Raw genomic sequence first — 12,723 nt, 5'->3', positions numbered from 1 at the left:
CGGGCACCTTGAAGCGCCATATGTTCGATATCCTGGTTTATCTGTTCGAGAATTACTACACGCCGCAAGCCTGTCCTGCGGCCGACGTGCTGGCAAAGCGGCTCGCCGCCGCCGGCTTCGAGCATGAAGACATCGACGACGCGCTGGGCTGGCTGTATGGCCTGGCCGAAACCACCGAACGCTGCGTCGAGCTCGCCCACGCGCCCGCCACCGGGATCCGTATCTACACCGACGCCGAGTACCAGCAATTGGGTACCGAGTCGATCGGCTTCATCACCTTCCTCGAGTCGGCCGGCGTACTGCCGGCGCCGCTGCGCGAAATCGTCATCGACCGCGCACTGGCCTCGCCCGAAACGCCGATCTCCCTGTCCAAGATCAAGATCATCGCCCTGATGGTGCTCTGGAGCCAGGAAGCCGAGATCGACAACCTGGTGCTCGAAGAATTGCTCGACGACGAAGGCACCCGCCGGCTGCATTGATGCGGCCGCGCCAGACTTGGCGCGCCGGCCCGGGCTGGCGCGCCATCGCACTCATTTCCCGAACCGCGTGAATTACATCGGCCGCTTCGCTCCCAGCCCCAGCGGGCCGCTGCATGCCGGCTCGCTCGTCGCGGCGCTGGCCAGCTGGCTGGACGCCCGCGCCCATCGTGGCCTGTGGCGCCTGCGCATCGAGGACGTCGACACGCCACGCACCGTGCCTGGCGCGGCCGGACTCATCATGGACCAGCTGCGAGCCCTGCACCTGCATTGGGACGGCGAGATCATGTGGCAGTCGCGGCGCGGCGCGGCTTACCAGCAGGCATTCGACGCCCTGGCCGCGCGCGGCCTGATCTACGGCTGCGGCTGCACGCGGCGCGAGATCGCCGACTCGGCGCTGCGCGGCACCGCCGGCGTCGATGGCGAGCGTCCGTATCCGGGCACGTGCCGCGAGGGCCTGCCCGCGGGCCGCCAGGCGCGCGCCTGGCGGGTACGCGTGCCGCCCGGCGTCGAGACCTTCGTCGATCGCTGGCTTGGGCCGCAGCAACAGGACGTGGCGGCCGCGGTGGGCGATTTCGCCCTGCGTCGCGCCGACGGCCTGTGGGCCTACCAATTGGCGGTGGTGGTGGACGACGCCGACCAGGGCGTCACCGACGTGGTGCGCGGCGCCGACCTGCTGGGCTCGACCGCACGCCAGCGTGTGCTGGGACGATTGCTGGGCCTGGCCCCGCCGCGCGTCATGCATGTGCCCCTGATCGTCGACCCGGCCACGGGCCTCAAGCTATCCAAGCAGAATGGCGCGCCGGCGCTCGATTGCGGCCAGCCGCTGCGCATGCTGCAACAGGCCTGGGGCGCCCTGGGCTTCGCGCCCCTGGCCGCGGCCTCTCCCGAGGCGTTCCTGCAGGCGGCCGCCGCGCAATGGGCGCGGCGTTTCGGCATGCGCCAGGCCGCCGCGCCGGCCGGCCCTAAAGCGGATTGAGGTCCTCGCCCAGCATGCGCACCAGCAGGCCGGTACCGCCGTCGTCCACGCGCATCTCGCCATAGCGCGCGCGCTGGTAGCGCTGCTGCTCGCCTTCCGGAAAGAAATAGGCGTTGGTCACCAGGCGCACGCCGTTGGCGCGCAGGCGGTAGCGCAGCACGATCTCGTTGCCGTCGCGCGGCGCGGCGCGCTCCTGGATGCGCAGCGGACGCGCCACGCCACGCTCGTCGGGAGCCAGCACCACGTAGCCATCGATGTGGGCGAAGGCGGCATCGTCGTCCTGCCCGTCTGCCGGCCTGTCGTTGCGCCAGCGTTCGATATCCTCGCCCGCGGCAAACCGCAGCGCCATGTAATCGCCCTGCATGAGCGAACGCGGATCGACCGGAGCCAGTTCCAGGATCGCCACCCGGCCCTTGGCCAGCAAGGCTTCGCGCTGCCAGATGTTGCCGTTGACGACGGCCAGCGTCACGGCCAGCCCGGCCAGCACCAGCGCCACCCGCCAGCGCAGGGCGCGCGACGGCGGCCCCATGGGCGCGCGCGCCGCCTGGGCGGTGGTGCGCATCCATTGCGGCACCAGCCACACCAGCAGCCGGCACAGGAACAGCAGCAGGGCGCCGCCGGCCAGCCACAGCGCCTTGTCCAGCAGCGGGATCTGCAGCTGATAGTAGTAGATCATCAGGTACGCCAGCAGACTGATCACGCCCAGCATGGTCAGCCGCGGCTTGTGCAGGCCGAAGCCCAGCAGCAGCCAGGCCAGCGCGAACGCCACGCCCGGACTGGGCAGCCAGAACAGCGCCAGCGCCAGCAAGGCCAGCGGCACGCCCCAGAGCATGCTGGCGGTAAGCTGGCGGCGGCGCGGCCAGAGCACCGACAGCGCAACCGCCACCGGCAGCATGGCGCCAGCTACCGTCAGCACGGCGGTGGAGGGGTGCAGCGCCCACAGGGCCCGCAACTGCGTCACCGTCACGCCTCCGGCCAGCCACACCATCGACTGCACCGCCAGCGCCAGCGCCCAGCCCAGCGGGTCGAGCTGTTGCGGCCGGCTGCGCGACCAGCGGTGGCCCAGGCTGAACGCCACCGCCGCGCCCCAGGCGCCGACCACGGCCACGGGCAGCCATACGAACGCGGCGCGCAGCGCGTCGAACTCCAGCAGCAGGCCCAGCAGTTGCTTGTCGCCCATGCCAGGGGTGAGGCCGCGCCAGATCAGCCCGGCACCGGCCAGGGCGATCATCCAGCCGCTCAGAAAGCGCAGCAGCAGATCCGGCGTGAGGGCATAGACCACCGCGCCCAGGGCGAGAATGAAGAAGCACGCGCTGGCGAACGAGGCGCTGTCCCAGAGCCCCACCATTACCAGGATCTGGCCCGCGAAGCCCATTGCCGTGGCGCACTGGCGCCAGAACGGCCCCGAGTCGGCGCGCAGCACCGCCACCGCCACGATGCACAGGCCCAGGCCGGCCACCAGGGCCCCTTCCTTGCTGGCGACGATGCCCGACACCGCCACGAACAGCAGCAGCAGCCAGGTGGCCAGCCAGGCGCTCAGTCCCAGCAGGCCATGCACATACCAGGGTATCTCGACGCCGCCGCGGGTGTCCTGCGGCGCCAGCTCCAGCACCGGAGCGCCGGCTTCGGCCGGGTCCAGCGCGTTGCCGGCCGAGGCGCCCGCGGGCTCGGCGTCGACCGCGGCCCGGGTGGACTGCTCGCCGAGCCGGCGCAGCCAGCGCACCGCCCAGACCGCCTCGGCCATCAGCAGCCCGGCCAGCGGCAGCGCCGCCCAGACGCCCGGCTCCAGTTCCAGCAGCCAGGCGCCGACCACCCGCAGCGACACGCAGATCATGGCCGCCGCCAGCAAGGCGAGGATGACCAGGTCGCGCCGCACCTGCTGATAATAGAAACCCATGCCCACGGTCATGGCGATCCAGGCGATCCCGGTCGTCGAGACCAGGTCGGCCAGGGTGCCGAAATCGAACAACAGGGCCGCCACCAGCACGCCCTGGGCCAGCAGCGCCAGGACGCGCGGGCCGACCCGCGTGCTGACATGGCGGTGATGCGCCACCCATTCCCAGCAGGCCAGCATGGCCAGGTTCAGCGCCGCCAGCACCAGCGCGGGGAATCCCGCCCCGGCTAGCGACCACCACCATGATAGTAAGCGCTCACCTAGCCAAAGCGCGACGGCAACATTGAGGATCAGCGCCCAAAGCAGCCAGAGCGCCTGGCTGGCGCCGGCCAGCGCCCATGGCAGCAACAACAGCGCCCACCAGGCGAACAATTCCCAGGTATCCGCGCCAGTCTGGTAAGTTTGGCCCAGCAAGGCCAGCAACGCCCCCAGGAACAGGCCTGCCAGCACCAGCAGCGCGCCGACGCCATGGCGGCGTACCCCGGAGGCCTCGCGCAGGCGCCAGGCCGCCCAGGCGGCGATCACGGCCGACAGCGCCAGCAAGCCCTGCGCGCCCGCGAATCGCTGGATCTTGGTCATGGCCGGCCAGTTGGCCGCCACCCAGCAAACCACCGCGCTGCCCAGCAGCACGACCCCCAGCCACAGGGACGCGCGCCCCAGGAACTGACGCCATGCGTACAGCTCCGAACCCGCCTGTTGGTGAGTCTCGACTTGCATGCCCCGATTCTCCGCTCTTATCATCCGCGCTAACTGCGGCGGGACTGCCGCCACTGGATACACATGAACAAAACGTTGATTATTGCCGAGAAACCCTCGGTGGCCCTGGATATATCACGCGCCCTGGGAGGCTTTGCGCGCGAGGGCGACTATTTTGAAAGCGATCGTTACGTGCTGGCTTCCAGTATCGGACATTTGCTCAGTCTGGTGGCGCCCAACGACCCGGTCAAGGGCAAATGGAGCTTCACGCACCTGCCGGTGATCCCTCCCGCCTTCGAACTGGGACCGACCGACAAGAAATCGGCCGAGCGGCTCAAGCTGCTGGTACGGCTGGCCAAGCGCAAGGACGTCGACGCCATCATCAACGCCTGCGACGCCGGGCGCGAAGGCGAACTGATCTTCCGCTACATCGTCCAGTTCGCCGGCGTGAAAAAGCCGATCCAGCGCCTGTGGCTGCAATCGATGACGCAGCAGGCGATCCGCGACGCGTTCGCCAACCTGCGCGACGACGAACAGCTCAAGCCGCTGGAGGCCGCCGCGCGTTCGCGCGCCGAGGCCGACTGGCTGGTAGGGATCAACGGCACGCGCGCCATGACCGCCTTCAACAGCAAGGACGGCGGTTTTTTCAAGACGCCGGTCGGCCGGGTGCAGACGCCCACGCTGGCCATCGTCAATGAACGCGAAAACCGCATCCGTGCGTTCGTCTCGCGCGACTACTGGGAAGTGCACGCCACCTTCGTGGCGGCCGCCGGCCTGTACGAAGGCCGCTGGATCGATCCCGAATTCAGGAAAGACGAGCGCGATCCGGAAAAGCGCGAGTCGCGCCTGTGGTCGCTGGCCGCCGCGCAAAGCGTGGTGGCGGCCTGCCGCGCCCAGAACGGCAGCGTCACCGAGGAGTCCAAGCCCTCGACCCAGATGTCGCCGGCCCTGTACGACCTCACCTCGCTGCAGCGCGAGGCCAACGGCCGCTTCGGCTTCTCGGCCAAGACCACCCTGGCGCTGGCGCAGACGCTGTACGAGCGGCACAAGGCGCTGACCTACCCGCGTACCGATTCGCGCTATCTGCCCGAGGACTACATCAACACGGTGCGCGAGACCATGCAGGTCCTGGCGCAAGGCGACTCTAACGCCGTCGGCGCCCTGTCGCGCCATGCCGGTAAGGTCCTGGCGCAAAACTGGGTCAAGCCCAACCGGCGCATCTTCGACAACAAGAAGGTGTCCGATCACTTCGCCATCATCCCCACGCTGCAGGTGCCGCGCGACCTGAGCGAGGCCGAAGGCAAGCTGTACGACCTGGTGCTCAAGCGCTTCCTGGCGGTGTTCTTCCCGGCCGCCGAGTACCGCGTCACCACGCGCCTGACCGAAGTGCAGGGCCACCGCTTCAAGACCGAGGGCAAGGTGCTGGTCACGCCCGGCTGGCTGGCCGTCTACGGCAAGGAAGCCCAGGGCGAGGACGCCAATCTGGTGCCGGTGGCCGATGGCGAGACCGTGCGCACCGAGGACGTCGAAGCGGTCGGCCTGGCAACCAAGCCGCCAGCGCGCTACAACGAAGCCACGCTGCTGTCGGCGATGGAAGGCGCCGGCAAGCTGGTCGACGACGAGGAACTGCGCGAGGCCATGTCCGAGCGCGGCCTGGGGACGCCGGCCACCCGCGCGGCCATCATCGAAGGCCTGCTCAACGAGGCGTACCTGCGCCGCGAGGGGCGCGACCTGGTGCCCACCGCCAAGGCGCGTCAACTGATGACGCTGCTTTCGGGGCTGGACGTCTCCGAGCTCACCTCGCCCGAACTCACCGGCGAGTGGGAACACAAGCTCAAGCAGATCGAGCAGGGCGCGCTGGACCGCGCCGCCTTCATGCGCGAGATTGCCCAGATGACCCAGGTCATCGTCAAGCGCGCCAAGGAGTACGAACGCGACACCGTGCCGGGCGACTACGCCACGCTGCAAACGCCTTGTCCCAAGTGCGGCGGCGTGGTCAAGGAAAACTATCGCCGCTTCGCCTGCACCCAGTGCGATTTCTCGATCGGCAAGCATCCGGGCGGACGCACCTTCGAACTGCCCGAGGTCGAAGAGTTGCTGGCCAAGCGCGAGATCGGCCCGCTGCAGGGGTTCATCAGCAAGATGGGCCGCCCGTTCGCCGCCATCCTGCGCATCAGCGGCGAGTACAAGCTGGAGTTCGATTTCGGCCAGAACGACGAGGAAGACAACGAAGCCGTCGACTTCTCCGGCCACACGCCCGTGGGCGCCTGCCCGAAATGTGGCGCACGCGTGTTCGAGCACGGCATGAGCTATGTATGCGAGAAATCGGTCGGCCCGCAGAAAAGCTGCGACTTCCGCTCGGGCAAGGTGATCCTGCAACAGGAGATCTCGCGCGAGCAGATGGAAAAGCTGCTGACCGCCGGCCGCACCGACTTGCTCGACGGCTTCGTCTCCAGCCGGACCAACCGCAAGTTCAAGGCCTACCTGGTGCGCCAGCCCGACGGCAAGGTCGGCTTCGAGTTCGAGCCGCGCGGCGACAAGCCTGGCCGCCCCGGCGCGGCGGCCAAGAAGGCGGCCACCAAGACCGCCACCAAGACGGCGGCCAAGGCGCCAGCCAAGACCGCGGCCAAGAAGGCCGTCAAGAAAGCCGCTCCCAGGAAGGCGGCCGCCAAGAAGGCCGCCAAGAAATCGGCCGGCTGAACGCACGGCCCTGCGTCATCGCGCACCCTGCGCGATGACGCACCGCATCCTGCCCGTACCCGCGCCGCGCGGTCCACGCGACCGACGCGGCCAGTTGCGTTATCGTTGCCGCAATCCACTGGCAAAACCACCTTCCCCATTCGAGGATGACATGACCGCACCCCGTTCCTTCCCCGGCGCCACGCGGCGGCGCTTCCTGGCTGGCGGCGGCGCCCTGATGGCCGTGGGCCTGGCGGGCCCGCGCCTGTCCTGGGCGCGGCCGGCGCTGGGCAAGGTCGCCTACGGCCAGGGCAGCATCGATCCGTTCTTCGCCGCCGGCTACGTGGCGCTGAAGCAGGGCTATTTCGCCGCGGACGGCCTGGAGGTGGAATACCTGAACTCGCAAAGCGGTCCGCGCACCAACCAATTGCTGGCCGCCGGGCAGATCGTGTTCGGCGCCACCGCGGCCACCGCCGCGCCGGCGCTGACGCTGGCCGGCAAGCCGGCCGCCCTGGTGTTCGGGTTCGACCGCAAGCTGACCTACGCCAACATCATCGTGCGCCGGGCCGACTACGAAAGCGGCAGGATCCGCACGCTTGCCGACCTGGCCGGCAAGCGCGTGGGCGCGACACAGCCGCAATCCAGCACCTGGCTGATGGCGCTGTACCTGATGCAGAAGGCGGGCGTGGCCGACAAGGTCGATATCCGGCCGCTGGGCGACCTGGCCACCATGCTGGGCGCGCTGAAGACCGGCTCGGTATCCGCCTCGATGGCCACGCTGTCGATGATGGAGCAGGCCGTCCAGGAAGGTTGGGGCATGCCCATTTTCGATGCCACCACGGAAGCCTCGTGGCAGGAGTTCATGGGCGGCGACGTGCCCGGCATCGCCGCGCTGACGCTGCAGGACACCATCCAGAAGCGCCCGGAAGTGGTGCAGGCATTCGTCGGCGCCCTGGTCAAGGCGCAGGATTTCATCAGCGCCAACAGCGCGGCCGCCGTCACCGACCTGATCTACGACGACTACCTCAGCGCCTACGCGCGGCCGGCCATCGAGAAAACCATAGGGCTGTACCAGCAAACGGTTTTCCTGCGCGACAACATCATTACCGAGGACGCCTACGCGCGCATGACCGCCATCATGGGCGACGGCCGCCAGTTCTCCAACGAGGAACTGAAGAAGGTGCCGTACGGCACCTGCGTGGACATGCGATTCGTGCGCAAGGCCCGGGGCCTGTGATGATCGAGCTCGAGCACGTCGGCAAGGTCTATCAGGCCCGCAATGCCATCGTGCACGCCGTGGGCGAGGTCAGCCTGCGCATCGACGACGGCGAGTTCGTCGCCATCGTCGGCCCGTCCGGTTGCGGCAAGAGCACGCTGCTGAACATGATCGCGGGCTTCCTGCCGCCCACCACCGGCACGGTCCGCGTCGCAGGCACGCTGGTGACCGGCCAGGTTCCGCCGGCGCTGGGCTATATCTTCCAGAAAGACACCCTGCTGCCCTGGTTCAATGTGCGCAAGAACGTGGCGCTGGGCCTGCGGTTCCAGGGCGTGGACAACGCGCGCATCGCCCGGCGCGTGGACGAGCTGCTGGAGCTGGGGCACCTGAGCGATTTTGCCAACGCCTATCCGCACCAGTTGTCCGGCGGCATGCGCCGCCGCGTGGCGCTGCTGATGAGCCTGGCCGTCGAGCCGCGCATCCTGCTGCTGGACGAGCCGTTCGGCGCGCTCGACACGCACACCAAGACCCATCTGCATCGCGAACTGGGCGAGATCTGGCGCAAGCTGGGCCAGACCATCGTCATGGTCACGCACGACCTGGACGAGGCGATCACGCTGGCCGACCGGGTCGTCGTGCTGTCGGGCCCGCCCAGCCGCGTGCTGCTCGACGAGCGCATCGCCATCGCCCACCCGCGCGATGTCTTCACCCTGCGCGACACGCCGCAGTTCACCGTGCATATGCGCAGCCTGTGGGCCGTCCTGGGCCAGCAGTTCCGCAACGCCGCCTGAGCCCGCCGATGTCCTCCGACGCCCCCCTCCCGGACTCGCTGCGCGATGGCCTGCGGCAAGACCGCGAACACGGCGCGCGGCGCCGCCTGCGCGTCACGGCATGGCAGTTGCTCATCCTGGCGCTCATCCTGGGCGCCTGGGAAGGCCTGACGCGCATTCCGTGGTTCGTGCAGAACACGATCTTCGATCCCTTCTTCATCAGCCAGCCCTCGCGCGTGGCGCAGCGCCTGTGGCAATGGATGCAACCGGGGCCGCAATCGGTCTGGCCGCACCTGTGGCTGACGCTGCAGGCCACGCTGCTCGGCCTGGCGGTCGGCGTGGGCAGCGGCTTCGTGGTCGGCCTGGCGCTGTCGCGCAGCCGCATGCTGGCCGATGTGTTCAACCCGTTCATCGTGGCCTTCAACTCGATGCCCCGCATCGCCTTCGTCCCGCTGATCACGATGTTCTTCGGACTGGGCATGGCCTCCAAGGTCGTGACTTCGTGGTTCGTGGTGTTTTTCCTGGTGTTCTTCAACACCTACAAGGGCGGCCGCAGCGTCGAACGCGAGCTGGTGGATTTCTGCCGCACCCTGGGCGGCTCGCCGCGCCAGATCCTGTGGCGCGTACGCATCCCGACCGCCGCGGCCTGGACCTTCGCGGCGCTGCCAAACGCCATCAGCTTCGCGCTCATCGGCGTGGTGCTGGCCGAATTCGTCGGCTCGACCACCGGCATGGGCTACCTGATGATCACCGCGCTGGCCACGCTGAACGCCACCGATATGTTCGCGGCTGTAACGCTGCTGTCCGTCGTCGGCATCGTCCTGGTGTACTGTGTAACGTGGCTCGAGCGTAGACTATTGCACTGGGCCCCGGAATTCCGTGACTGAACGTCCGTAGACATGATCTCCCTACCGTATCTGCAACGCTTCGCCCTGTCCGGCCAGGTGGCCTTGGTCACCGGCTCGGCGCGCGGCCTGGGGCTGCGCATCGCGCAGGCTCTGGCCGGCAGCGGCGCCCATGTACTGATCAACGGCCGCGACGCGCACGCCGTCGAAGCCGCCGTGTCGGACCTGCGCCAGCAGGGCCTGCGCGCCAGCGCGCTGCCGTTCGACGTATCCGACGAGCAAGCCATGGAGCAGGCCTTCGCGCGCATCGACGCCGAACACGGCCGGCTCGACATCCTGGTCAACAATGTCGGCGCCCGCAACCGCAAGCCGCTGGCCCAGACCAGCCCGGCCGAGATCCGCGCCATGATGGACACCAACCTGGTCGCCGGCATCCTGCTGGCGCGGCTGGCGGCCCAACGCATGGTGCGCCAGCGCTATGGCCGCCTCATCGCCATCACCTCGGTGGCGGGCGAACTGGCGCGCGCCAACGACGCCGTATATCCGGCCGCCAAGCAGGGCCTGACCGGCATGATGCGCGCCCTGGCCGTGGAGTTCGGCCGCCACGGCATCACCAGCAACGCGATCGCGCCCGGCGCGTTCGCCACCGAAACCAACGCGGCGATCGCCAACGATCCGCAGGCAGGCGCCGCCATGGCGGCGCGCAACCCCATCGGCCGCTGGGGCGACCCTGAAGAGATCGCCGGCGCGGCCGTCTTCCTGGCATCGCCGGCGGCCTCGTATGTCAATGGCCACGTGCTGGTGGTCGACGGAGGGCTGTCGGTCCAGTTCTGATCCCGCTCGACCCGCGAGGCTGCGCACCGTTTCCCTGCAGGACTTCCCCAACATTCTTCAGAGGTGGTACAGCATGAAGCAGCACTTTATCGACAACGCCTCCGTACCCGGATCGTCGGGCGAACGCATTCCCGTCATCGACCCGTCCACCGGACAGGAGTTCGACAGCATCGCGCGCGGCAACGCCGCGGACATCGACCTCGCGGTGCAGGCCGCGCGGCGCGCCTACGAGGGCGCCTGGGGCCGCCTCAGCGCCGCCGAACGCGGCCGGCTCATGCTCGCCCTCTCGCTCAAGGTGCTGGAGCACCGCGACGAACTGACCGCGCTCGAATCGCGCGATTGCGGCAAGCCGCTCAAGCAGGCCCGCGCCGACGTCATCGCCATCGCCATCGCCCGCTATTTCGAGTACTACGGCGGCGCGGCCGACAAGCTGCATGGCGAGACCATCCCTTACCAGCAAGGCTACACCGTACTGACGCTGCGCGAGCCGCATGGCGTCACCGGCCACGTGGTGCCCTGGAACTACCCCCTGCAGATCTTCGGCCGCAGCGTCGGCGCCGCGCTGGCGGCCGGCAATGCCTGCGTGGTCAAGCCCGCCGAGGATGCCTGCCTGTCGCTGTTGCGCGTGGCCGAGCTGGCCGCCGAAACCGGCTTTCCCGCTGGCGCGCTCAATATCGTCACCGGCTATGGTCACGAGGCCGGCGACGCCCTGACGCGCCACCCGGGCATCGACCACATCTCGTTCACCGGCTCGCCGCGCGTGGGCGTGCTGGTCACCCAGACGGCGGCCGAGCGCCATGTCCCGGTCACGCTGGAGCTGGGCGGCAAATCGCCGCAGATCGTCTTCGCCGACGCCGATCTCGACGCTCTGGTGCCGGTCGCCGTCAACGCCATCGTGCAAAACGCCGGCCAGACTTGCTCGGCCGGCAGCCGCCTGCTCGTCGAGCGCGGCGCCTACGAGCGCGTGCTGGAGCGCCTGGGCGCGGCCTTCGCGGCCCTGCGCGCCGGACCGGCGCAAAGCGACCTGGATTGCGGCCCGCTGATCCGCAAGACCCAGCAGGAACGCGTGCGCGGCTTCCTGGACCTGGCGCGCGGCGATGGCATCGCCACGGTGGCGCAGGGCCGTATCGTCCCCGAGGCGCCGGCCGAGGGCTACTACCAGGCGCCCACGCTGCTGCGCGACGTGCCGGTGGACCACCCGCTGGCGCAGGAGGAAGTCTTCGGCCCCGTGCTGGCGGCCATTCCGTTCGACGACGAGGCCGACGCGATGCGCATCGCCAACGCCACCGAATACGGCCTGGCGGCCAGCGTTTGGACCCGCGACGGCGGCCGCCAGCTGCGCATCGCGCGCAAAGTGCGCAGCGGCCAGGTCTTCATCAACAACTACGGCGCGGGCGGCGGCATCGAACTGCCCTTCGGCGGCGTGAAGGCCAGCGGCCATGGACGCGAAAAAGGCTTCGAGGCGCTCTACGGCTTCACCGTGCTCAAGACCATCTCGATCAAGCACGACTGACCCATACCGACAACGAGGAGACACAAGATGCGATTGAATGGCAAGACAGCCATCGTCACCGGCGCGGGCTCGGGCTTTGGCGAAGGCATCGCCGCGACCTTCGCGCGCGAAGGCGCCAGGGTGGTGGTCGCCGATATCAACGAAGCCGGCGGACAGCGCGTGGCGGCCGCGATCAACGCGGCCGGCGGCAAGGCCGTCTTCGTGCGCGCCGACGTCTCGGACAACGCCTCGGTGGCCAACCTGCTGGCCGCCACGCTGAAAGCGTTCGACGGCCTGGACATCGTCGTCAACAACGCCGGCACCACGCACCGCAACCGGCCCATGCTGGAAGTCGAGGAAGACGAGTTCGATCGCATCTACGCGATCAACGTCAAGAGCATCTACCTGACCGCCAAGCACATGGTGCCGCACTTCCGCGCCCATGGCGGCGGTTCGTTCATCAATATCGCCTCCACGGCCGCGATACGGCCGCGTCCGGGGCTCACCTGGTACAACGGCAGCAAGGGCGCGGTCGTCACCACCAGCAAATCGATGGCCGCGGAGCTGGGGCCGGACAATATCCGCGTCAACTGCGTCAACCCCGTGATCGGCGCCACCGGCCTGCTGGCGGACTTCATGGGAGTGCCCGATACGCCCGAGAACCGCCAACGCTTTCTCGCCACCATCCCGCTGGGCCGCTTCTCCACGCCCCAGGACATCGCCAACGCCTGCCTGTACCTGGCCAGCGACGACGCCGCCTTCATCACCGGCGCCTGCCTGGAGGTGGATGGCGGCCGCTGCGTGTAGGCGCGCGCGATCTGCCGGGGCGCCTGTCCCCGCGG

At 68.9% G+C, this 12,723-nt stretch carries 10 protein-coding genes; 9 read left to right on the top strand and 1 reads right to left on the bottom strand.

The window, feature by feature from the left end; all coding sequences use genetic code 11:
- Positions 1–20: 20 nt before the first annotated feature.
- Together CAL11_RS00165 and gluQRS are read left to right on the top strand one after the other, a co-directional pair.
- Positions 21–479 carry a DUF494 family protein gene (locus CAL11_RS00165; protein ID WP_033466977.1) on the top strand — a complete coding sequence of 153 codons (459 nt, stop codon included), beginning with the start codon at positions 21–23 and terminating at the stop codon, positions 477–479.
- A 16-nt stretch (positions 480–495) separates the two neighbouring features.
- Positions 496–1,455 (top strand): tRNA glutamyl-Q(34) synthetase GluQRS, encoded by a 960-nt coding sequence (gluQRS, locus tag CAL11_RS00160; protein WP_033466979.1) that lies wholly within the window; start codon positions 496–498, stop codon positions 1,453–1,455.
- On the opposite strand, the gene CAL11_RS00155 is transcribed toward gluQRS, so the two are convergent.
- Positions 1,442–4,066 (bottom strand): GDYXXLXY domain-containing protein, encoded by a 2,625-nt coding sequence (locus CAL11_RS00155; RefSeq protein WP_086091787.1) that lies wholly within the window; start codon positions 4,064–4,066, stop codon positions 1,442–1,444. The genes gluQRS and CAL11_RS00155 overlap by 14 nt on opposite strands.
- Positions 4,067–4,129: 63 nt before the next feature.
- Between CAL11_RS00155 and CAL11_RS00150 the strand changes: the two genes are divergently transcribed.
- From CAL11_RS00150 to CAL11_RS00120, 7 genes are all read left to right on the top strand, one after another.
- Positions 4,130–6,745, top strand: a complete 2,616-nt coding sequence (locus CAL11_RS00150; protein ID WP_068927581.1) for a DNA topoisomerase III — start codon at positions 4,130–4,132, stop codon at positions 6,743–6,745.
- A gap of 151 nt (positions 6,746–6,896) precedes the next feature.
- Positions 6,897–7,961 carry an ABC transporter substrate-binding protein gene (locus tag CAL11_RS00145; RefSeq protein ID WP_086091786.1) on the top strand — a complete coding sequence of 355 codons (1,065 nt, stop codon included), beginning with the start codon at positions 6,897–6,899 and terminating at the stop codon, positions 7,959–7,961.
- Entirely contained in the window at positions 7,961–8,731 is a 771-nt protein-coding gene (locus CAL11_RS00140) for an ABC transporter ATP-binding protein (protein WP_033466990.1), read from the top strand. Before CAL11_RS00145 ends, CAL11_RS00140 begins: the two co-directional genes overlap by 1 nt.
- An 8-nt stretch (positions 8,732–8,739) precedes the next feature.
- The gene (locus tag CAL11_RS00135) at positions 8,740–9,597 is read left to right on the top strand and encodes an ABC transporter permease (protein ID WP_086091785.1); all 858 of its coding nucleotides are present in this window, start codon (positions 8,740–8,742) and stop codon (positions 9,595–9,597) included.
- A 12-nt stretch (positions 9,598–9,609) separates the two neighbouring features.
- Complete coding sequence (locus CAL11_RS00130; RefSeq protein ID WP_086091784.1) at positions 9,610–10,389, top strand: SDR family oxidoreductase; 780 nt, start codon at positions 9,610–9,612, stop codon at positions 10,387–10,389.
- Between the two features lie 73 nt (positions 10,390–10,462).
- Positions 10,463–11,902, top strand: a complete 1,440-nt coding sequence (locus CAL11_RS00125) for an aldehyde dehydrogenase family protein (RefSeq protein WP_167382419.1) — start codon at positions 10,463–10,465, stop codon at positions 11,900–11,902.
- A 27-nt stretch (positions 11,903–11,929) separates the two neighbouring features.
- Positions 11,930–12,688, top strand: a complete 759-nt coding sequence (locus CAL11_RS00120; RefSeq protein WP_033466999.1) for an SDR family oxidoreductase — start codon at positions 11,930–11,932, stop codon at positions 12,686–12,688.
- Positions 12,689–12,723 lie beyond the last annotated feature (35 nt).

The organism is Bordetella genomosp. 6, assembly GCF_002119705.1.
GTDB lineage: Bacteria > Pseudomonadota > Gammaproteobacteria > Burkholderiales > Burkholderiaceae_B > Bordetella > Bordetella bronchiseptica_F.
The sequence above is the reverse complement of the archived record's forward strand: the minus strand, read 5'-3'. Positions and strand labels throughout refer to the sequence as shown.